Origin of the sequence: Flavobacterium caseinilyticum, assembly GCF_004349085.1 — a bacterium.
In the GTDB taxonomy this organism is placed as follows: domain Bacteria; phylum Bacteroidota; class Bacteroidia; order Flavobacteriales; family Flavobacteriaceae; genus Flavobacterium; species Flavobacterium caseinilyticum.
Window position 1 is genome coordinate 59,219 of sequence record NZ_SMFM01000010.1, and the last position, 20,976, is coordinate 80,194.

Consider the following 20,976-nt stretch of genomic DNA (forward strand, 5'->3'; position numbering starts at 1 on the left):
TAGTAAACAAAAAAAACATCATTAAAGATAATCAAAAAGGAGATTTAAAAGGAGATTTTCTGAAGTGAATTTTCAAAAAAAGTAAGTTTTAGAATATCGAAAAATTATTAGAAACTAAACCTCCGTGAAAGAATTTAGCAGCAAATGAAAGTGTTCTACAAACCCATTTTCGTAGTGAATCGACTGAATTTATTTTAAAAGTTCAATATTATTGCGATGCAAAGCAACGATGCCACGTTGTTCCATTTTTTTTAATAAACGGGAAATTACTTCTCTTGAGGTATTTAGTTCAGAGGCAATTTCCTGATGGGAAAGCTTCAATTCTTTGCAACCACAAACATCGGCATGGCGTTTCAAATAGAATTCCAAACGCTCGTCCATCGCACGAAACGCAATACTGTCAATGACTTCTAATACTTCTTCAAAACGACTTCTATAGGTATCGATAACAAATTCATACCAGCTACGGTGTTGCATCATCCATTTGTCCATCAAAGGTAAAGGCACCATAATCAACTCAACATCCTCAACGACTTTGGCCATGATCTGGCTTTTTTCATTTTTGGTGGCACAAATCATAGAAATGGCGCAGGCTTGTCCGGGTTGCAAATAATACATGAAAAACTCGCCGCCATTTTCATCTTCGCGATATACCTTGATTTTTCCGCTGATTACCAGCACCGTATTTTTGATGTATTGTCCGGTTCGGATAATAATATCTCCTGTCTTATAGGAATGTATAGTTGCATTGACTTCAATTTCTTTCGCTAATTCAGTTGAAAAGGAAGTAAATATTTTCTTTATAGGCTCGATCATTTTATTTTTTTTTCAGTGTAGTGTATTGTAAAAGTACTGTAAAAAACTCAAAAAACAGTTTGTTTCTTGTCCTAAAACGCGAACAAGCGCTTGATTCAGGGTTAGTTATTTATATTTAATCTATGGATTTTATAGACTGTTTATTGCAATATGAAAAATGGTATTTATACTTTATCGCAGTTAATATTTTGCGAAAAGGATTTCTTATGAATATTATCTAATTAACAATTGTTGCGTTTATTGTTTGGTAAAAACGTTGTATTTTTACAAAAAACATCATTATGAATTTAACACAAGTAGATTGGGTTTCTCAATTTGAAGCTGATGAAAATGCAGTGATTCTGGACGTGAGAACCGAAGATGAATTTAACGAAGGTTTTATAGCAAGTGCCATCAATATTGATATTCACAGAGGGCAGGATTTTGTAACCGAGATTGAAGCTTTGGACAAAAATAAAAATTATTATGTGTATTGCCGCTCGGGAATGCGAAGTGCAAAAGCCTGTGAAATAATGAATCAGCTGGGCTTCGAAAATGCCTACAATCTTATTGGCGGCATTACGGAATGGGACGGTGAGGTCATTGAACCATAAAACAGAAAGAGGCGATTGCCTCTTTTATTTATTTAAATTATAAATATAATACCCTTTAGTATGAATATAATACCAGAAGAATTTCAGATTAACACATTATTGAATCAAGATACGTATTTAGTGGACGGCGAATTGAAAAAATGGGAAGGTCAGACTACCGCTGTTTTTTCAACGATTTCATCTACTGAGGAATATGGTCCAACAATATTGGGTTCCATCCCGTTTATGGGTGAAACCGAAGCGTTGGAAGCTGTAAATGCGGCCAGTGTAGCGTACAATAACGGTCAGGGATTGTGGCCTACGATGAAAGTGTCAGACCGAATCAAATGTATGTCGAATTTTGTCACTCAAATGAAAGCGACACGAAGTGAAGTCGTTAAGTTTTTGATGTGGGAAATTGGTAAATCGTTGCCTGATTCCGAAAAAGAATTTGACAGAACCGTAGAATACATTTACGATACTATTGAAGATTATAAGTTATTAGACCGTAATAGTTCTCGTTTTACCAAAAGTCAAGGCGTAAATGCCATGGTCCGTCGTGGACCTTTAGGAGTTGTTTTGTGTCTTGGACCTTACAACTATCCGTTGAACGAAACCTTTGCGTTGTTGATTCCGGCATTGATTATGGGGAATACCGTTATTTTTAAACCTGCTAAACACGGTGTATTATTAATTTCACCTTTGTTAGAAGCTTTCAGAAGTAGTTTTCCCAAGGGAGCCATCAATATTGTTTATGGTAGAGGGCGTGAAGTTGCTTCGCCAATAATGAAGTCCGGAAAAGTCGATATTTTGGCTTTGATAGGAAACAGTAAATCAGCAATCGCTTTACAGGATCAACATCCAAACAAAAACAGATTGCGTTTAATTTTAGGTCTGGAAGCTAAGAATCCAGCCATCATTTTACCGGATGCCGATTTAGATTTGGCAATTCAGGAATGCATTGCAGGAACGCTTTCATTCAATGGACAGCGTTGTACGGCATTGAAAATTTTATATGTTCACGAGACGATTGCCGATGAATTCAACAGACGTTTTGCTGCCAAAGTAGATTCGCTTGTTTTTGGAAATCCTTGGGATCAATCAGTAATGCTGACTCCGTTACCAGAAAAAGAAAAACCGGCTTACATTCAGGAATTGATTGATGATGCTGTCAAAAAAGGCGCAACAATCATTAATGAAAAAGGAGGAAAACATACTCCAAATTATATTTTTCCAGCGGTTTTGTTTCCAATAAATAAGGAAATGCGAGTGTATCATGAAGAGCAATTTGGTCCTGTAATTCCAGTCTTGACTTTTAAGGATATTCAGGAACCATTGAACGATATGGCGGAATCGAATTATGGACAGCAAGTGAGTTTGTTTGGTAAAGATATCAAAACTATTGCGCCGCTTATTGATACTTTGGTGAATTTAGTGTGCAGAGTAAACTTAAACAGTTCTTGCCAAAGAGGTCCAGATGTATATCCGTTTACCGGACGTAAAGATTCTGCTGTAGGAACATTGAGTATTCACGATGCCTTGCGTTCGTTCTCGATTAGAACTTTTGTAGCTTCAAAAGACAATGATTATAACAATGCTATTTTGCAGGAATTATTAAACAGCAAAGAATCTAATTTCATTAACACGGATTATACGATGTAAATCTATTTTAATTAGAAAAGTAAAGCCGTCTCGTTTTTTTCGAGATGGCTTTTTTTATGGAGTTGCGGTTGGTGAGGAGAGTTTAAGTTTTAAAATGGTTAGTTTTTAATTTAAAAATTAAGACGGCTTTACGGGAAACCGTAAAGTAATGAAAACGAAAACTTTTAAATTTGTTGGAATAGATCTTTTTGGTTAATTATCTATACATTAGCAGAAGTCATTTAATGGCACGAAGTCTTCTATTTTGGATAGATTAGTGCCACTTAATGGCTGAATTTAATGAGTTAAGGGTATATTGCAATTAAGTAACAAAAAAAATGGAGAAATGGAAATCTCAAATTTTAATTTTTTATGCTATTTGTGCTTTCATTATAGCATATCCATTTTTTGCAATTAAATATTTTGAAACTTCTATAGCGGAAAAATTATTTGTAAAATATTTATTACTACCAATTTTTATCTGTTTGTTTATCATTGTTCCAAAATTTTACTACGCCAAAGTCAAACCTTTGGATAATAACATCCCAAAAACTATATTTAAAGAGAAAAGACGCGATATTATTTCGATTATAATGATTTTAATTTGCTCAACAGGGCTTTTTTTTGGGATATCATTCTCATTAATCATCACAATAAATAAATTTTTTGGAAAATCAGATAATACAAAAATTAAAGAAAATGTTGAGAAATATTATCCATATATATCAAAAAACGGACGATTACGACATTATATTGATTTTAGAGATCCTATAACTCAAAACACTATACATTTAGAAGTTTATCGCGAATACAAAGTTGGAGAAGTATTTGAAAAACAGATAGCATATGGATTTTGGGGAATTTTATACTCAACAAAATAAAAATCCTAACTCAACAGATAAATGGACATCAACTTGCAAATTATCTCCAGAATATCAAGAAAATATTACAATTAATACAAAAAGCTGTGAGTATTTCACGGCTTTTTGCTATTTTTAAAAAAAATGTAAATTTAGTTTAAAGTCGAAGGAACTGAACAATAATTAGAAATTGTATTAATGCTAATTTTAGTTATTAAAACGACCAAATTGCAAATAATAGCATTTGGGTTTGAAGCAATTGTATTTTCTTTCCGACTGCCAGTAATAATAAAAAAAATGTTTAAAAAAATCATTACCACAGACAATTCAAAAACGACAATAATCATCCGCTTGATTGTTGGAGCAGTATTTCTATCAGAAGGGATTCAGAAATTTTTATTTCCCGCTGATCGCGGAGCAGGTAGATTTGAGAAAATAGGATTGCCTTCGCCTGAATTTTTAGGAAGTTTTGTAGGTGCATTTGAAATCATTTGTGGCGTATTACTTATAATTGGTCTGCTTTCAAGATTAGCGAGCATTCCATTAATTGTGATTATGCTTGTGGCATTTTCAACAACAAAAACAGAAGTTTATTTAGAAAAAGGTTTTTGGGAATTGCTTCACGGAAGCAGAACGGATTGGGCAATGCTTTTAGGGAGTATTTTTCTCTTAATTGAAGGCAGTGGATTATGGTCACTTGACAAAATAGTAATTCAAAATGAAAAGTAACGCTGACTTAAAAGACATAGCAAAACTTTTTTTAAAACTTGGCATAATTGGTTTTGGCGGTCCTGCCGCTCATATCGCGATGATGCAGGAAGAGGTTGTCAGCAAACGGAAATGGATGACCGAACAGCACTTTCTTGACTTAATTGGTGCGACAAATTTAATTCCCGGCCCCAACAGCACTGAAATGGCCATTCATATTGGCCACGAAAAAGCAGGCTGGAAAGGTTTAATTGTTGCGGGACTTTGTTTTATTCTGCCTGCGGTTTTCATAACTGGAATTTTTGCATGGCTTTACAAACAATACGGTCAACTTCCCGAACTGCAACCTTTTGTTTATGGCATAACTCCGGCAATCATCGCCATCATACTTGCAGCAATTTTTCCGCTAGCAAAAAAATCGTTAAAATCACTAGAATTGGGAATTATAGGACTCTTAGTTTTAATAGGTTCTGTACTGAATTTCAATGAAATTTACCTGATGTTCGGCGCGGGTTTTCTTGCTTTGTTGCTAGCTTCAGTCCTGGACAAAAAATTAACCAACACGAATAGTGTTCTTCCTTTTACAATTTTGCAGGTAACAAATACTGCCATTGTTTCGGTCACTAATTCCAATCTATTTTTGATATTTCTAAAAATTGGCGCCATACTTTATGGCAGCGGTTATGTCCTTTTTGCGTTCCTTGATACGGAATTAGTGTCAACAGGACTTTTATCAAGACAGCAACTCGTAGATGCCATAGCTGTGGGACAGTTTACTCCTGGACCTGTATTTTCTTCGGTGACATTTATAGGATATCAAATCAATGGATTTTGGGGTGCAATCGTTTCTACCATTGGAATTTTTCTGCCTTCATTTATATTTGTGGCTTTGCTTAATCCACTAGTTAAGAAAATGCGAAATTCAAAATTGTTTTCAGCATTTTTAGACGCTGTTAATGTGGCCTCAGTAGCCATTATTATTTCAGTTTGTTTTGCGATGGGGAAAGACACAATTACTGACTGGCGGACTATTGCTATTGCCGTTTTAAGCATAGCGCTGACATTTGGTTACAAAAAGATAAATAGTGCATTTATAGTTTTGGGAGGTTCTTTACTCGGTTACTTATTGACACTTATATAATGATAATCACTGCGATGCGCATCAAAAAAATAATATAAAGTAAGCAGAATCACTTCTACGGAGGTCCTTTAAACGAAACTTCGAATGAATTTGTAAATAAAAAAGGTGATCTGTTACCAGATCACCTTTTTAAACAAATCAAAAAAATCTAAAATTAAATTAAGTCAAAACGGTCGAGGTTCATCACCTTGGTCCACGCCGCAATAAAGTCTTTTACAAATTTTTCCTGAGCATCTTCACAACCATAAACTTCGGCAATGGCTCTTAGTTCTGAGTTAGATCCAAAAATAAGATCCACGCGTGTTCCAACCCATTTGATTGTGCCACTTTTGCGATCGGTACCAACAAATGCATCGTCTGACTCTGAAACCGCTTTCCATGTAACGCTTAAATCCAACAAGTTTACAAAGAAATCGTTGCTCAACGCTCCTGGGCGTTTTGTAAAAATTCCAGTTTGAGACTGATCGAAGTTCATATTCATAGCACGCATTCCACCTACAAGAACTGCCATTTCAGGTGCCGTCAATGTTAATAATTGTGCTTTGTCAATCAACATTTCCTCTGCTGAAACCTTATATTTTGTTTTGACATAGTTGCGAAAGCCATCCGCTTCGGGCTCAAGGACTGCAAATGATTCTACATCAGTTTGTTCTTGCGAAGCATCAGTTCTTCCCGGAGTAAAAGGGACTCTTACATCATAATTGGCATTTTTTGCAGCTTGTTCAATCCCAGCACTACCACCTAAAACAATTAAATCAGCGATGGAAACTTGCTTACCGCCAAAATTAGCACTGTTGAAATCTTTTTGGATGTTCTCAAGTGTTTCTAATACTTTCTCTAATTGAGAAGGATTATTCACTTTCCAGTCTTTTTGCGGTTCTAAACGAATGCGAGCACCGTTTGCACCACCACGTTTATCAGATCCACGGAACGTGGATGCTGATGCCCAAGCGGTAGAAACTAATTCATACACTGACAATCCAGAAGCAAGAAGGGTCGATTTAAGATTAGTAATATCGTGTTCGTCAATTAATGGGTGCTTAACTGCCGGAACCGGATCTTGCCAGATTAGTTCTTCACTAGGAACTTCTGGTCCCAAATAGCGAGCTTTTGGTCCCATATCTCTATGCGTAAGTTTAAACCACGCTCTAGCAAATGCATCATTGAATTCCGCTGGATTTTCAAAAAAGTGTCGTGATATTTTCTCGTATACTGGATCTACTCTTAAAGATAAATCAGTAGTTAGCATAAAAGGTTGATGACTTTTTGAAGGATCGTGCGCATCTGGAACGGTGCCGGCACCTGCATCTCCTTTTGGTTTCCATTGATGTGCTCCAGCCGGACTTTTGGTTAATTCCCATTCGAAACCGAATAAGTTTTCGAAGTAGTTATTACTCCATTTTGTCGGGGTAGTTGTCCAGGCACCTTCAAGACCACTGGTAATCGTATCTTCGGCGTTACCTTTCCCATAACTGTTTTTCCATCCTTGACTTTGCTCTTCGATACCTGCTCCTGCAGGTTCTGAACCAATGTATTTATTAGGGTCAGCAGCACCATGGGTTTTCCCCAATGTGTGTCCACCGGCAATAAGAGCCACAGTTTCTTCGTCATTCATCGCCATACGGGCAAAAGTTTCGCGAATATCACGAGCTGCCAATAGCGGATCAGGATTCCCGTCCGGACCTTCAGGGTTTACGTATATAAGACCCATTTGCACTGCTGCTAAAGGATTTTCTAGCTCACGATCACCCGAGTAACGGCTATTTGGAGTGTTGCTTAGCGCTAACCATTCTCGTTCAGATCCCCAATAAATATCTTCAGCTGGTTCCCACACATCGGCACGTCCGCCGGCGAAACCAAATGTTTCTAAACCAGCCGACTCAAGAGCGCAGTTACCAGTTAGAATCATTAAATCGGCCCAAGAGATTTTCTTGCCATATTTTTGTTTGATTGGCCATAGTAATAAACGAGCCTTATCTAAATTTGCATTATCTGGCCAGCTGTTTAAGGGTGCAAAACGTTGCGTCCCAAAACCTGCTCCACCACGTCCGTCAGCAATTCGATACGTTCCTGCACTGTGCCAAGCCATACGAATAAAGAACGGGCCATAATGACCATAATCTGCAGGCCACCATTCTTGAGAAGTGGTCATCATTTCGAATATATCTCTTTTCAACGCATCCAAATCCAATGATTTGAATTCTTCAGCATAGTTAAATGTTTCTCCCATGGGATCTGATAAGGAAGAATTTTGGCGCAAAATATTTAATTTTAACTGATTGGGCCACCAGTCGCGATTACTCAGCCCTGCAGCAGCGCTCTGTTTTGGAGCAGCTGCACCAGAAAATGGGCACTTGCTTTCCGTGTTGACATTGTAAGCAGTTGAGCTTGGATTTGTGTTATTTTCCATAATATGATTGATTTTTTGTTTTCTTTGACGAATTTATTAAAAAATATCCGCAGCTGAATCTATTTTCAATAGATAAAAACTATTGCTGTTATTGCGCTAATGTGATTCAAAAGGATTGGGTAGGAAGAATGCATTTCTCCTTTACTATAAAAATAGGAATAGTTGAATTAATTCTGCTTCCAAAATTCAGTTTATTTTTTAAATCTTAATTTATTACCAAATCTTAGTAGTCGTTAAAACTGATAGCAGTAACTTTAACAAAAAATAAAAACGATGAATTCAGTAGAAGACCAAAATAATAACAGCCAAAATCAGGTACACTCAGAGTTTGAAGCTTGGGTTGGCATCTTATACTCGTGTATAGCTGCTGACCATAATATTACAGATTCAGAAAAAGCCACATTAGCCAGATTATTGCATTCCAAGGAGAAATTTGTTGGAATTGATATTGCACCTCTTTATGCAAAGGCTTTTAATTTAAGAACAGAATTTGGGCAGCTAAAATTCATCTCGTCTTGTTCTGAATTTATTAAAGAGGAAGATAAAGAAACGCTATTTGCTCTTGCTTTAGAAGTTTTACTTGCCGACGGAACATTGGAAAAAGAAGAAAAAAACATCATAGAAGTTTTGTCAAAGCAACTCAAATTACATGATGACATGACACGTAAAATTGTAGAAGTGATTTTCCTGAAAAACAGGGGTAACATCAAAGGAATATAAGACAGTGCTGGAATTCTAGCACTGTTCAAAAATAAATTAGACTAAAAATTTTTTTGAAACGGAAAGCTAAACTAAAAAATATACTTCGAATCTGAAAGATGGTTTTTTAATTTGAGGCTCTGTTTCAGTTAAATTTATTATGTAATTTAGAGTATTGGTAAATGCTGAACGAAATAATGTACAACTGTTTTCTTAAAAACTAACTGGCTATCAAAAAGAAACTTAAAATTGCAAAGGAAAACTTTCATCAGAGACTCCATCGGGAACCTTTAATTACACATCCCAGATTGAAGTTTATCCCTAATATTGTGCTTAACTTACTTAGTTTTTTAATAGCATTTGCGTTTGCCGGAATAGTGCTTTACTTAATCATTGACTACCTTATAAAAAGGTTTTATCACTTGGATTAAAGCGCCTCTGTTGGCCTGCATTTCCAGAAAGCACCAAATTTAGATTTGAAACAACTAGCGCTTAAAAAATATTTTTATTAAAAATAAAGTTCCAATAAAAACAACAAAGCCTATCAGAATGATGTAGTTTCCCTTGTAAAACTTTCTGTGTAGTGCTAAATCTTTTCGGTAGGCATAAATCATTGCAATAACAAAAGCAACAAAAAATAAACCTGCAAATATGTACTGTCCCTGACTAAACATAATTTAAATAATTTTTGACAAATTTAGTTATTTGTTTAATAATAGTTTGCTAAATTGTCCATCATTTGATAAAATAAAAATTATGCAGAAACAAATCGAAGCTGTCAAAGAATTTCACATAACCTATAAATTGGATTATTCTGAAAATCCAACGGCTCATTTAGGAGAAAGCAAACATTTACTTCGTTATAATCTGATGAAGGAAGAAAATGAAGAATATTTAGAGGCAGTAAAAAATAATGATTTAACCGAAATTGCGGATGCTTTGGGAGATATGATGTATATTCTTTGCGGCACCATTCTCGAACATGGTCTGCAGCATAAAATGGAAGAAGTTTTCGCCGAAATTCAGCGCAGTAATATGAGTAAGTTAGGGGAAGATGGAAAACCGATTTATCGTGAAGATGGTAAAGTGATGAAAGGTCCTCATTACTCTAAACCTGATTTTTCTGAAATACTAAAATAAATTAATGCAGATTTTACCTGTTTTTGACGATAAAAAAAAGCGATATTCATTAGAAAATCGCTTTTTATTTATTCTTTAAAAGAAATGTTACACTTTAACAGTCCATCCAAAAGTATCTTCAGCCAGTTTGTGCTGAATATTTGTTAACATGTCTTTCAACCTTAATGCCATTGAATCTTCAGTTTTTGGCAGTTCATAATAAACATCCTGATATGAAAATCCAACGATAGGATTTACAACTGCAGCGGTTCCTGCACCAAAAATTTCTTTCAGCGTACCATTTTTTGAAGCTTCCACCAATTCCGACACTAAAACGGGACGAATCTGAACGTCGATACCTTCCTTCTCTGCAATATCAATGAGACTCTTTCTGGTGATTCCATCAAGAATTCGCTCGCTCACGGGAGCAGTCAGTAATGTATCATTTATTCTAAAAAAGACATTCATTGTTCCGGCTTCTTCCAGTTTGGTGTGCGTTGCATCATCGGTCCAGATTACTTGCTGAAACCCCTCTTTGTTAGCAAGGCTTGTTGGATAAAATTGAGCGCCATAGTTACCGGCAGCTTTTGCAGCCCCAATACCACCGTTAGCAGCTCTACTATAATGTTCAGCAATAAGGACTTTTACTTCGCCTGAATAATAAGATTTTGCGGGCGATAAAATAATCATGAATTTGTAGTCGTTTGAAGGACTTGCAATTACTCCCGTACCCGTTGCAATCATGAACGGTCTGATGTATAAAGTGTTTCCTTTTCCTTTCTTTACCCAAGCTTCATCTAATTGCAGCAATTGATTCAAGCCTTCAATAAAAACTTCTTCCGGAACTTCGGGCATAGCCATCCTTACTGCAGAATTATTGAAACGCTTGTAGTTTTCATCCGGTCTAAATAGCCAAAGTGCCTCATCGTCATCTTTGTAGGCTTTCATTCCTTCAAAAATTGCCTGACCATAATGAAAAACTCGTACTGATGGATCTAATAAAAAAGGAGCATATGGTTTGATAACTGGTTTCTGCCATTGTCCATTGGTATAATCACATTCTAATAGATGATCAGTAAAAACCGAACCAAAGCTTAGGTTTTCAAAATCAACTTCGTTTATTTTAGAAGTGGAGGCTTTTATTATTTCAAATTTGTTGGTTTGAGTTGTACTCATAGTAAGTATTGTTTTTAATTATCTTTAAAGTATAATAGTTGAGCGTTTAAAATTTTTTAATTCTCGAAACTGTCATTTATAATTTGCAAAATTAAATAAAAATCAATGAAATCCTTATTAAAATGCCATTAATTAAAGCTTTTGATTACGGTTTATTTATTTTTCAGAAATCATAGCCTTCCTATTAATATGGTATATAAGAATTATGTAATTATTAGATTAGATACAGCAGTTTATATTAAATTTGAAAAATAAATTCATTTGTAACATATCAACAACATAAATCGCAGTTTTGAAAAGAGAAATTATACAGACACTTGATGGTTCAACAACTATACAGATAAAGGAATGGGACGAGTGTTATCATTCAAAACATGGCGCAATACAAGAAGCACAGCATGTTTTTATTAAAAACGGTCTTTCTCTATTTAATAATAGGAAAGTTTCCATTTTAGAAATAGGATTTGGCACGGGCTTAAATGCTTTTATTACTTTATTGGAAGCCAAAAAAATGCAGCAGACCATTGAATATGTAGGAGTAGAGGCGTATCCCATTTCAGAAGAGGAAGTTTCAAATATGAATTATGTCGCGGAATTAAATGCTGCAGCAGAAGGTGAAATCTTCTCCACCATGCACAACAGTAGCTGGGGCGAGCAAATCACTTTAAGGAATGATTTTTTATTGACTAAAAGGAAGCAATTATTCGAAGAAATCGATGATATTAATCAATTTGACCTAATTTATTTTGATGCTTTTGGCTACAGGGTCCAACCGGAATTGTGGAGTACGGAAATTTTTAAAAAAATGTATGTCGCACTTAAGCCTGACGGTGTACTGGTAACTTATGCCGCAAGGGGAGTGGTAAAAAGAAGCATGATCGAAGTAGGTTTCACTGTTGAAAAGCTTGCAGGACCTCCTGGAAAAAGAGAAATGTTCCGAGCGACAAAAAAAACGATTTAAAAACACAAGTAAATCATAATCAGTAACTTATAAATTGTTTGCTATGATCAATTTTTCATAAATTAAAAATATAAAAGAATGAAAAATGATATTAAATAGTTCTATTGTAATTAAAAAAAACGTATTTTTACGATACTTTAAAACCAATAGATAATTTAAAATCCTCATTTATTATGTCTAAAGTTATGTACGATTACACAAAATTAGTTTTAGAAAGAGTGAGTTTTGACCCATTACTTTTTTGTAAAGAGTTAGAAAAAGCGATCAAAATGTTGCTTCCTTATGAACTGGAGGAATTAAGGAAATGGTTATTAAGTTTCACAAAAGGTAAACCAGAACTGAAGCAATGTCTATTAATTGTTAATTCATAAAATAAGAGGAACTCTAAGTGGTTCCTTTTTTATTTCTTGGAAAGTGGACTTATAATTTGAACATTTTGAAAAACGATAGCGCCTTTTATCACACCTGCAATTGTGGTTCTAAGGGCATCGATGATTTGTATTTTTAATTCGTTCTTTGGATAAATTAAACTTACTTCTCTGGCTGGTTTAGGTTCTTTGAAATGGCGGAGTTTTAATTTGTCACTTTCTTTTAGATCAAGTGTGTGTAAATAGGGCAACAATGTAGTTCCTAATCCTTCATCGGCCAATTTTATCAATGTTTCAAAACTACCGCTTTCTATCTGAAAGTGGCTCACTTCATTTTTACTTACATTTTTGCATAAGTTTAAAATTCCGTCGCGAAAGCAATGGCCGTCTTGTAACAGCAGCATTTCATCAATATTTAAATCAGCAATTTCTATTTCTTCTTTTTGATAATGATGGTGACTTTCCGGAATATAAGCTACAAACGGTTCGTAATACAATACAATTTCTTTTATTTTTTCCTCCATCAAAGGTGTTGCAGCAATTGCAGCATCAAGATGACCATTTTTGAGTTTCTCTATAATATCTGCAGTATTTAACTCTTCTATTATAAGTTTTACTTTGGGGTACTTTTTTATGAAATTATTCAAAAACATGGGTAGTAGAGTTGGCATAACTGTAGGTATTATACCCAATCTAAATTCTCCTCCAATAAAACCCTTCTGCTGTTCTACAATATCTTGAATTCGATCTGCTTCGTTGACTATGTTCTTTGCCTGATTGACAATTTTTTGACCAATATCAGTAAGTTGAATTGGTTTTTTGGTTCTGTCAAATATCTGAATACTTAATTCATCCTCTATTTTTTGAATTTGCATGCTCAACGTCGGTTGAGTGACAAAACATTTTTCGGCAGCCAGAGTAAAATTTTTATGTTCAGCAACGGCAAGAACATATTTTAGTTGAGTGATTGTCATCTTTTATAGTAATATCTGATGCAAATATAAAAACAATCAATTTGACTTATCGTGTAAAGTGACGTTTTCTTGCTTAGATTTGTATAAAATAAAAACAATGAAAACAAATATTTTAGGATTACCCGTAAAAGAATCAGAATTGATAGTAAGTGAATTAAATGTCCTATTGTCTAATTTTCAGGTTTATTATCAAAATTTAAGAGGTATTCATTGGAATATTAGAGGAAAACGATTTTTTGATTTGCATGTAAAATTCGAGGAACTATATACTGACACTCAAATAAAAATTGATTTAATTGCCGAAAGGGTACTGACAGTTGGTGGAACACCACTTCATACTTTTGAAGATTACATAAACAATAATCAATTAGTTGTGGGTAAAAACATTTCTAATGATGAAAAAGCAGTTCATTTAATTGTTACTTCTTTGTCTCATTTATTAAAAATAGAGAGAGAAATTCTAAAAAAATCAAGTGAAATCAATGACGAAGGAACAAATTCGATGATGAGTGATTTTATTTCAGAGCAAGAAAAAACAATTTGGATGATGCAAGCATGGCTTGAAGAAAGTTTGTAATGAATTGAAAACCAGATGAAAATTAAGTAATTTTTTTCTGGTTTTTTTTTAATGTTAATTTTATTTTAAATTTAGGATCATTGATGTTTTTTTATTAAACAAAAATTCTATTTTTGTTAAGATGAATTTGATATCTAAAATATTCTTAATTATATTTATAACGTTTCTTGCCACACCAACAATTGTTACTGTGATTGAGAAAAGCGCTGATATTTCTATTTTCTACACTACTTCTGAAGATGAACATACTCCTAAGGAAATCAAGACTTTTGTTTATTTTGATAATCTTTCAGATGAAATCCTTCCCGCAAAATTTGCCTCATGGACTATTTTATCGGAGAATTTATCCAAACACGATAATATAACGTCTTCCATATTTATTCCCCCGCCCAACGACGTTTAATACACAATTTTTGATTTTATTTTTTTAAAATCAATTTTCACATATAGCATGTGAAAAACTGTTGGTATTCAATTTTAGTTAGGTATTATGACAAAAAAAATTAATCTTTTTGCTAACCTTAAGTCAGATTTCGCGTCTGGTTTGGTGGTTTTTTTGGTGGCGCTACCATTGTGTTTAGGTATTGCAATGGCTTCCGGTGCTCCTCTGTTTTCAGGAATTATTGCTGGTATTGTTGGCGGAATTATAGTAGGTTATCTAAGTACATCCCACATAAGTGTTACCGGACCTGCCGCTGGTCTAACGGCTATTGTTCTTACAGCAATTACTGATTTAGGTGCTTTTGATATTTTTTTAACGGCCGTTTTTATTGCAGGATTACTACAGTTAATTTTGGGATTTGTTAAAGCGGGAAGCATTTCTAATTATTTTCCAACTAACGTTATTGAAGGAATGTTAGCAGGTATTGGAATCATCATTGTTCTGAAACAACTGCCACATGCTTTCGGCTATGATAGTGACTTTGAAGGTGACCAATCTTTCTCACAACCCGATGGCAGTAATACCTTTTCTGCGCTGTTTAATATTTTGGATTATATACAAATAGGATCAATAGTTATTACCTTGGTTTCTATGGCTATTTTGATCTCATGGGATAAAATTCCTTTTTTGAAAAAATTAAAATTGGTTCCTGGAGCTTTAATTGCCGTGGTTCTTGGTGTTGTTTTGAACGAGATTTTCATGGCCACTGGTAGTGCGTTGACAATTGGAAAAGAGCATTTAGTGTCTTTGCCGGTCCCATCATCTTTCGAAGAATTCAAAGCTATTATTATAGCTCCAAATTTTTCTGGAGTTATGAATCCAAAAGTTTGGATAATCGCTTTTACAATTGCTATTGTCGCCTCAATCGAGACACTTTTAAGTATAGAAGCAGCGGACAGAATGGATGTGCAAAAACGCTACACCGATACTAATGTGGAATTAAAAGCACAGGGAATTGGTAATATGGTGAGTTCACTTTTAGGTGGCTTGCCGGTAACATCCGTAATTGTTCGTTCCTCTGCAAATAGCAATGCGGGAGCCAGATCTAAAATGTCAACCATTATTCATGGACTTTTTCTTCTGGTTAGTGTACTTGCCATTCCGGTAGTTTTGAATAAAATCCCTCTGGCAACTTTAGCTGCTATATTAATTTTGATTGGATATAAACTTGCTAAACCGTCGACATTCAAGCATTTTTGGGAAAAAGGGAAATATCAGTTTGTTCCTTTCATTGCTACATTATTAGCGGTTGTATTTTTGGACTTATTGAAAGGAGTTGCATTAGGAATTATCATTAGTATTATATTTGTTTTAAAAGGGAATCTCAAGAAGGCCTATTACTTCAGAAAAGAAGAATATGCAGACGGTGATGTAATACATATTGATTTGGCCCAAGAAGTTTCTTTCTTGAATAAAGCGGCAATAAAACAAACATTAAATCATCTTCCAGAAAATTCTAAAGTTGTTATAGATGCCAAAGATACCGTTTACATTGCTCACGACATTTTGGATTTAATCCATGAATTCAAAACAACCAGGGCTGTTGACAGTAATATAAAAGTGAAATTGAAAGGATTTAAAAAAGCTTATCAATTAGAAAATAGTGAGGGAACTCAAAATAATGTTACTATTGAGCATTATTACGACGCTGCCAAGAGAGTTATGGTGAAAAAAGAAGTGACAGATGAAGAATTTCTTCAGGAAGAAAACGGTAAGTAAGTTGGGATTTCAGTTCAAAAAAAATGCTTTTTCACGTAATAATAACTAACGACTTAAGTTTGTACAACAAATAAAAAAAAAGATTATGAGCGATTTTTATAAAAAAATACTAGAGAATAATAAAAAATGGGTAGAAACATCTCTTGCGAGAGACCCTAATTATTTTGCAGACTTGGCAAAAGGCCAAACACCACCATTATTATGGATTGGTTGTTCGGATAGCCGTGTTCCTGCAAATGAAATTGTTGGCGCAAAACCAGGTGAAGTTTTTGTACACAGAAATATTGCAAATATGGTAGTACATTCTGATATGAATATGCTTAGTGTTTTGGATTATGCAGTAAATGTGTTGAAAGTAAAACATGTGCTGGTTTGCGGTCATTATGGTTGCGGAGGTATAAAGGCAGCAATGGGTAATGATTCGATTGGAATTATCGACAATTGGATTAGACATATAAAAGATGTTTATCGTTTGCACAATATTTACTTAAATTCTATTGAAGACGAAACGGAGCGATTTAATACTTTCGTAGAGTTGAATGTGAAAGAGCAGGTTTTTGATTTAGCCAAAACATCAATTGTTCAGGCAGCTTGGAGAAGCGGTCAGGATTTAACTTTACACGGATGGGTATATGGTCTTAATTCTGGTTTTGTAACGGATTTAGATGTTAACATCAGCTCTGAAAAAGATTTGGATGAAGTATACCAATTGAAATTTTAATAAAAGAATTTTACTGAAAAAATCTGCTCTTGAGCAGATTTTTTTTTATTCATTATCGAGATTTTCGTTAAATGCAGTTGGCAAAAGAGTAGGAATGAATTTAATTAAAATAGGCAGCAATAAACTCCCGCCGGGCAATAGAAATATAGCCAAAGAAGGAACGGTTTTACAAATTTCCAACAATTGTTTTTTAACTTTTTTCTTTTCTTTTTCGTCTAAATCCCTTCTGGTTGAATAGGCCAGTAATACCATTAATTCTTTGCTCTGAACAATTTCTTTAATCAATCTGTTTTTATTTCTGCTTATCAATGTAACAACACTTTGAGTAGTTTGATCGTAAAAGTGTTTAACAGGATTTGAATAATTAAAATACGGGATTTCTTTTTTATGTTTCGTTATAAAATCGTTGGTGTTACTGATACTTTGATTCACAAATGAATCGGAAACGGACAAAGCTTCGGCTAAAGTATGTAAGAAGTAAATTTCATCGTTCTCGATTTTCCCATCGCTCCAAAGGGCCATACCAGCGATATCAATCAAATAATATTTTTCCAGTTCATTTGTGAAATAATCCAATTTAAGGGTTTCGAAACCTTGTACTGAAACTTTCGAAAATTTACTGTAGCGTATCGATGCTTCAAAAAGTTTAATTAACAAATCATCATACTGCGATTTATTAGACTTTATATTTAGCCCAAGTGTAACGATACTCACTATCGTTTCTTCAATTTTTTTTAGATATTTTTCAGGAATTGAATCATGTATTAAATACTGACGGAATGCAAGGATATCAATAAATAATAATGCATTAGTGACCAGATGCGAAAAATTTTTACTGATGATACTGTCATTGGTTTGAACACGTTCATCAATTATTTTTTCTAATGTTAATGAAAGACGGTTTTTGGGCAAAATTTTTTGTAAAATATTAAAACCCTGAGGATGCATTTGATTGTAAAATGAAACAGCTTTCTCGATAAACTTTTCTGAGCGGATTTCTTTATTGGTCAGACAAAAAATATCATACAAAGTATTTAGCAAGGCTACTTTAGAGATTTCCTCTTTAAACCAGCCTTTGGTTTCAATTCTATTTACGGTATCAAATGCAATGATATGACCGTATATAAAACCAGTATTTCGTACTTTCTGATAAAATATATCAGTAGTTGTAGAAATGTTTTGTTCAGAAAATTTTTGTTCTGCAAAAAATTTATCTATCCAACCGGATGCCGAAGGGTTAATCATTACTTTAATTTGAAGTTACAAAGCTATGTTTTTTTATCGTTGTTTTAACTCCTGATTTTAGTTTAACGCAGATAATTCAATTAATTAGTAATGTTTTTTTCGTTTTCAACAAGATAAATTTAATTGTTATAATTTTTGATTAAAACATGCTTCACCTAGGTACTACTTTGTTATCTAATTATTGAGAATGAGATGTACTAAAAATCACATTTGGATACATAAAAAACGCATAAGCATAATTTGAAGCCCTGATTTTCAATCAAACCGGGGCTTTTATAAGTATTTAAGAATTGAACAAAACTTCAGCGGCTTCCCAATTGACTACATTCCAAAATGATGCAATATAATCGGCTCTCCGATTTTGATTCTTTAGATAATACGCATGTTCCCAAACGTCTAGTGCTAAAACGGGTTTCCCTTTTAGTCCTTTACCTCGCAGTCGCATCAAAGGATTGTCTTGGTTTGCAGTTGAGCCTATGAGTAATTTTCCGTCTTGAACCACTAACCAAGCCCAGCCGGAACCAAACCGTTTCATCGATGCATCACTGAATTGTTTTTTGAATTCATCAAATGAACCAAAAGTACTCATTATAGCATCTCCTAATTTCCCTTTTGGATTCCCGCCGCCATTTGGTTTCATTAAACTCCAGAACAAACTGTGATTGTAATGCCCGCCACCATTATTACGAACAGCTTCTGGAAATTTAGACATTTTTGCAAAGATACTTTCCAATGATTTAGAATGTTCCAGTGCGTTTTTATCCAATGTTTCTATCGCTTTGTTCAAATTCGTCACATAGGCTTGATGGTGTTTGCTGTGATGAATTTCCATGGTCATTTTATCTATATGCGGCTCTAAAGCATCATAAGCATAAGGTAATTTTGGAAGGATATAGTTTCCCTGAACGTCCACAGTGTCTTGTTCGCGGAATTGATTTTCAAATTTCAAAGTATTTTCAGAAGCTAATGCCGAATTAAATAAACTAGAGCCGATAATTGTCCCTGTTGAAAGTATTGCTGTCTGTTTTAAAAAATTTCTTCGTGTATTGTTATTTTCCATGAGTTAAAATTTATACTAAAAAGGTTATTAAAAAGAATATAAATTTAAGCATTAAATGATTGTGATGGGTTAATAAAGACTTAAAATTTAGTTAGATTTTTGGTGCCAATATGTATAATAAATACAAAGGGCAGAGGAATTTTATTAAATCTATTTCTATTTAGTAAATTATATCTTTGTAATTTTGAAACCAATACCATTTGAGATCATACGAAGTGTTGATGGTATTTTTCACTCAATAATAAAGAAGCGTAAGATGCAGTTTTTTCAACGAAAAAATATTAAGATAGTTACACAAATGAAACATAAAGAAATAGCAGTTTTAAGTTGGGGTTTATTAAAGCGAACTTATAATGAATTTGATGATGATAATGGCTTCAAGTTAAGCGCTTCATTGTCCTATTACACCATCTTTTCACTGCCTCCATTGTTAATCATTATTTTGTCTATTTTCAGTTTTTTCTTCGGAAGAGAAGCCGTAACCGGAAGATTTTTTGGACAAATTAATGGAATGGTTGGTAACGAAGCCGCTATTCAAATTCAGGAAACCATCAAAAATATTGAATTATCTGATAGCGTTACATTTGCAACAATATTTGGAGGGATTATGCTATTAGTTGGAGCTTCGGGTGTATTTGCAGAAATACAAAGTTCGATTAATTCTATTTGGGGATTAAAGGCAAAACCGAATAAAGGAATTGTGAAATTCGTACAAAACAGATTAATGTCGTTTTCTATGATTGCATCAGTTGGGTTTTTGTTAATGGTGAGCTTAATGGTAAATACCGTAATGGATATTGTCAATACGCGATTGTTAATTTATTTCCCAGATACAACGGTTTACATATTTTATGTTTTTAATATTTTAATATTATTTGCAACTACGACTATTTTATTTGCCATTATTTTCAAAACGTTGCCTGATGGACATATTGCATGGCGAGACGCCTTAATAGGTTCCAGTTTTACTTCTTTTTTCTTCATGATAGGCAAATTTGCCATTGGTTTTTATTTAGGAAGCTCAACCGTTGCTACAGTTTATGGTGCTGCAGGATCTGTAATCATTATTTTAATCTGGGTATATTACTCAGCTATAATATTATATTTTGGAGCCGAATTTACTAAAGTATATGCTAATGCGCATGGGAAAAAAATTATTCCAAATGCGTATGCCGTTGGAATAAAAGTAGAGGTTACAGAGATAAAGAAAAAAAAGACCGATGTCATTCCTGAAGATGAAAAGTAATAAATTTACTTCTGGTCAATAAGCAAATTTTACAAAAATATTAAAACAAAACAAATGATAAAAATAATTTTATCACTTGTCCTATTTTGTTCGGTACTTATTTCTTGTAATTCCGTAAAAACGGCAAACAGTCAAAAAGCTGAATTGCAAGGTGCTTGGGAATTGAATTATATATCAGGACCACGAATAGCTTTCGCAGGATTGTATCCAGACAATAAACCAACCATCACTTTCAACTTAAAAGAAGACAGAGTTTCTGGAAAAAATAGCTGCAACAGTTATTCGGGAACATTGAATGCAGATGGTAGTAAAATCAATTTCAAACAACCGATGATGGTAACTAAAATGTTTAGTCCTGGTGAAGGTGAGAATGTTTACATGAATACACTTCAAAAAATAGATTCTTATTCTGTTTCTGAAGATGGAAAAACGTTGAGTCTTATAATAGGAGACATTGTAATGATGCGTTTTGAGAAAAAATAGATTATAAACTTTTGTAGAAATAAAAAAACCGCCTTGTT

Annotated in this window: 21 protein-coding genes; 15 read left to right on the forward strand and 6 right to left on the reverse strand. The window is 34.0% G+C overall.

Annotated features, from left to right (window positions below):
- Positions 1-189: 189 nt before the first annotated feature.
- Positions 190-816, reverse strand: coding sequence for a Crp/Fnr family transcriptional regulator (locus tag E0F89_RS15640; RefSeq protein ID WP_131910667.1), 627 nt, complete (start codon positions 814-816; stop codon positions 190-192).
- Between the two features lie 281 nt (positions 817-1,097).
- Here E0F89_RS15640 and E0F89_RS15645 point away from each other — a divergent pair, with 281 nt between their 5' ends.
- From E0F89_RS15645 to chrA, 5 genes are all read left to right on the forward strand, one after another.
- On the forward strand, positions 1,098-1,409 hold the full coding sequence (locus E0F89_RS15645; protein WP_131910668.1) for a rhodanese-like domain-containing protein: 312 nt from the start codon (positions 1,098-1,100) through the stop codon (positions 1,407-1,409).
- Positions 1,410-1,469: 60 nt separating this feature from the next.
- The gene (locus tag E0F89_RS15650; RefSeq protein ID WP_131910669.1) at positions 1,470-3,050 is read left to right on the forward strand and encodes an NADP-dependent glyceraldehyde-3-phosphate dehydrogenase; all 1,581 of its coding nucleotides are present in this window, start codon (positions 1,470-1,472) and stop codon (positions 3,048-3,050) included.
- Positions 3,051-3,367: 317 nt separating this feature from the next.
- Positions 3,368-3,910, forward strand: a complete 543-nt coding sequence (locus E0F89_RS15655) for a hypothetical protein (RefSeq protein ID WP_131910670.1) — start codon at positions 3,368-3,370, stop codon at positions 3,908-3,910.
- Positions 3,911-4,186: 276 nt separating this feature from the next.
- Positions 4,187-4,618 carry a DoxX family protein gene (locus tag E0F89_RS15660; protein ID WP_131910671.1) on the forward strand — a complete coding sequence of 144 codons (432 nt, stop codon included), beginning with the start codon at positions 4,187-4,189 and terminating at the stop codon, positions 4,616-4,618.
- The gene (gene chrA / locus E0F89_RS15665; RefSeq protein ID WP_131910672.1) at positions 4,608-5,738 is read left to right on the forward strand and encodes a chromate efflux transporter; all 1,131 of its coding nucleotides are present in this window, start codon (positions 4,608-4,610) and stop codon (positions 5,736-5,738) included. Before E0F89_RS15660 ends, chrA begins: the two co-directional genes overlap by 11 nt.
- Before the next feature lie 154 nt (positions 5,739-5,892).
- On the opposite strand, the gene katG is transcribed toward chrA, so the two are convergent.
- Positions 5,893-8,148, reverse strand: coding sequence for a catalase/peroxidase HPI (katG, locus tag E0F89_RS15670; protein WP_131910673.1), 2,256 nt, complete (start codon positions 8,146-8,148; stop codon positions 5,893-5,895).
- A gap of 273 nt (positions 8,149-8,421) precedes the next feature.
- Here katG and E0F89_RS15675 point away from each other — a divergent pair, with 273 nt between their 5' ends.
- Together E0F89_RS15675 and E0F89_RS15685 are read left to right on the forward strand one after the other, a co-directional pair.
- Positions 8,422-8,868, forward strand: coding sequence for a tellurite resistance TerB family protein (locus tag E0F89_RS15675; RefSeq protein WP_131910674.1), 447 nt, complete (start codon positions 8,422-8,424; stop codon positions 8,866-8,868).
- Positions 8,869-9,603: 735 nt separating this feature from the next.
- Positions 9,604-9,987 (forward strand): pyrophosphohydrolase domain-containing protein, encoded by a 384-nt coding sequence (locus tag E0F89_RS15685; RefSeq protein WP_131910676.1) that lies wholly within the window; start codon positions 9,604-9,606, stop codon positions 9,985-9,987.
- Positions 9,988-10,074: 87 nt separating this feature from the next.
- Here E0F89_RS15685 and E0F89_RS15690 read toward each other — a convergent pair whose 3' ends face one another.
- The gene (locus tag E0F89_RS15690; RefSeq protein WP_131910677.1) at positions 10,075-11,142 is read right to left on the reverse strand and encodes a branched-chain amino acid aminotransferase; all 1,068 of its coding nucleotides are present in this window, start codon (positions 11,140-11,142) and stop codon (positions 10,075-10,077) included.
- Between the two features lie 292 nt (positions 11,143-11,434).
- On the opposite strand from E0F89_RS15690, the gene mnmD reads away from it, so the two are divergent.
- Both mnmD and E0F89_RS15700 read left to right on the forward strand, forming a co-directional pair.
- Complete coding sequence (gene mnmD / locus E0F89_RS15695) at positions 11,435-12,103, forward strand: tRNA (5-methylaminomethyl-2-thiouridine)(34)-methyltransferase MnmD (RefSeq protein WP_131910678.1); 669 nt, start codon at positions 11,435-11,437, stop codon at positions 12,101-12,103.
- A gap of 173 nt (positions 12,104-12,276) precedes the next feature.
- Positions 12,277-12,474, forward strand: coding sequence for a hypothetical protein (locus E0F89_RS15700; RefSeq protein WP_131910679.1), 198 nt, complete (start codon positions 12,277-12,279; stop codon positions 12,472-12,474).
- Between the two features lie 29 nt (positions 12,475-12,503).
- Here E0F89_RS15700 and E0F89_RS15705 read toward each other — a convergent pair whose 3' ends face one another.
- Positions 12,504-13,445: a LysR substrate-binding domain-containing protein gene (locus E0F89_RS15705; RefSeq protein WP_131910680.1), complete on the reverse strand. Its 942-nt coding sequence runs from the start codon at positions 13,443-13,445 to the stop codon at positions 12,504-12,506.
- Positions 13,446-13,542: 97 nt separating this feature from the next.
- Here E0F89_RS15705 and E0F89_RS15710 point away from each other — a divergent pair, with 97 nt between their 5' ends.
- The 4 genes from E0F89_RS15710 (at position 13,543) to can (ending at position 16,904) form a co-directional block, all read left to right on the forward strand.
- Positions 13,543-14,022 (forward strand): Dps family protein, encoded by a 480-nt coding sequence (locus E0F89_RS15710; protein WP_131910681.1) that lies wholly within the window; start codon positions 13,543-13,545, stop codon positions 14,020-14,022.
- Positions 14,023-14,143: 121 nt separating this feature from the next.
- Entirely contained in the window at positions 14,144-14,425 is a 282-nt protein-coding gene (locus tag E0F89_RS15715) for a hypothetical protein (protein ID WP_131910682.1), read from the forward strand.
- Between the two features lie 87 nt (positions 14,426-14,512).
- Positions 14,513-16,183, forward strand: coding sequence for a SulP family inorganic anion transporter (locus E0F89_RS15720; RefSeq protein WP_131910683.1), 1,671 nt, complete (start codon positions 14,513-14,515; stop codon positions 16,181-16,183).
- 85 nt (positions 16,184-16,268) lie between these two features.
- Entirely contained in the window at positions 16,269-16,904 is a 636-nt protein-coding gene (gene can, locus E0F89_RS15725; RefSeq protein WP_131910684.1) for a carbonate dehydratase, read from the forward strand.
- A 45-nt stretch (positions 16,905-16,949) separates the two neighbouring features.
- On the opposite strand, the gene E0F89_RS15730 is transcribed toward can, so the two are convergent.
- Both E0F89_RS15730 and E0F89_RS15735 read right to left on the reverse strand, forming a co-directional pair.
- Positions 16,950-18,149, reverse strand: coding sequence for an LETM1-related biofilm-associated protein (locus E0F89_RS15730; protein WP_131910685.1), 1,200 nt, complete (start codon positions 18,147-18,149; stop codon positions 16,950-16,952).
- A gap of 283 nt (positions 18,150-18,432) precedes the next feature.
- Positions 18,433-18,987: a superoxide dismutase gene (locus E0F89_RS15735; RefSeq protein ID WP_394345972.1), complete on the reverse strand. Its 555-nt coding sequence runs from the start codon at positions 18,985-18,987 to the stop codon at positions 18,433-18,435.
- A 520-nt stretch (positions 18,988-19,507) separates the two neighbouring features.
- On the opposite strand from E0F89_RS15735, the gene E0F89_RS15740 reads away from it, so the two are divergent.
- Both E0F89_RS15740 and E0F89_RS15745 read left to right on the forward strand, forming a co-directional pair.
- On the forward strand, positions 19,508-20,455 hold the full coding sequence (locus tag E0F89_RS15740) for a YihY/virulence factor BrkB family protein (protein WP_131910687.1): 948 nt from the start codon (positions 19,508-19,510) through the stop codon (positions 20,453-20,455).
- A gap of 54 nt (positions 20,456-20,509) precedes the next feature.
- Complete coding sequence (locus E0F89_RS15745) at positions 20,510-20,938, forward strand: META domain-containing protein (RefSeq protein ID WP_131910688.1); 429 nt, start codon at positions 20,510-20,512, stop codon at positions 20,936-20,938.
- The last annotated feature ends 38 nt before the right edge of the window (positions 20,939-20,976 follow it).

Coding starts and splice junctions, on each gene's coding strand:
- E0F89_RS15640 (WP_131910667.1), bottom strand. CDS start 816: ATGATCGAGCCTATAAAGAAAATATTTACTTCCTTTTCAACTGAATTA.
- E0F89_RS15645 (WP_131910668.1), top strand. CDS start 1,098: ATGAATTTAACACAAGTAGATTGGGTTTCTCAATTTGAAGCTGATGAA.
- E0F89_RS15650 (WP_131910669.1), top strand. CDS start 1,470: ATGAATATAATACCAGAAGAATTTCAGATTAACACATTATTGAATCAA.
- E0F89_RS15655 (WP_131910670.1), top strand. CDS start 3,368: ATGGAGAAATGGAAATCTCAAATTTTAATTTTTTATGCTATTTGTGCT.
- E0F89_RS15660 (WP_131910671.1), top strand. CDS start 4,187: ATGTTTAAAAAAATCATTACCACAGACAATTCAAAAACGACAATAATC.
- chrA (WP_131910672.1), top strand. CDS start 4,608: ATGAAAAGTAACGCTGACTTAAAAGACATAGCAAAACTTTTTTTAAAA.
- katG (WP_131910673.1), bottom strand. CDS start 8,148: ATGGAAAATAACACAAATCCAAGCTCAACTGCTTACAATGTCAACACG.
- E0F89_RS15675 (WP_131910674.1), top strand. CDS start 8,422: ATGAATTCAGTAGAAGACCAAAATAATAACAGCCAAAATCAGGTACAC.
- E0F89_RS15685 (WP_131910676.1), top strand. CDS start 9,604: ATGCAGAAACAAATCGAAGCTGTCAAAGAATTTCACATAACCTATAAA.
- E0F89_RS15690 (WP_131910677.1), bottom strand. CDS start 11,142: ATGAGTACAACTCAAACCAACAAATTTGAAATAATAAAAGCCTCCACT.
- E0F89_RS15700 (WP_131910679.1), top strand. CDS start 12,277: ATGTCTAAAGTTATGTACGATTACACAAAATTAGTTTTAGAAAGAGTG.
- E0F89_RS15705 (WP_131910680.1), bottom strand. CDS start 13,445: ATGACAATCACTCAACTAAAATATGTTCTTGCCGTTGCTGAACATAAA.
- E0F89_RS15710 (WP_131910681.1), top strand. CDS start 13,543: ATGAAAACAAATATTTTAGGATTACCCGTAAAAGAATCAGAATTGATA.
- E0F89_RS15715 (WP_131910682.1), top strand. CDS start 14,144: ATGAATTTGATATCTAAAATATTCTTAATTATATTTATAACGTTTCTT.
- E0F89_RS15720 (WP_131910683.1), top strand. CDS start 14,513: ATGACAAAAAAAATTAATCTTTTTGCTAACCTTAAGTCAGATTTCGCG.
- can (WP_131910684.1), top strand. CDS start 16,269: ATGAGCGATTTTTATAAAAAAATACTAGAGAATAATAAAAAATGGGTA.
- E0F89_RS15730 (WP_131910685.1), bottom strand. CDS start 18,149: ATGATTAACCCTTCGGCATCCGGTTGGATAGATAAATTTTTTGCAGAA.
- E0F89_RS15735 (WP_394345972.1), bottom strand. CDS start 18,987: ATGACCATGGAAATTCATCACAGCAAACACCATCAAGCCTATGTGACG.
- E0F89_RS15740 (WP_131910687.1), top strand. CDS start 19,508: ATGAAACATAAAGAAATAGCAGTTTTAAGTTGGGGTTTATTAAAGCGA.
- E0F89_RS15745 (WP_131910688.1), top strand. CDS start 20,510: ATGATAAAAATAATTTTATCACTTGTCCTATTTTGTTCGGTACTTATT.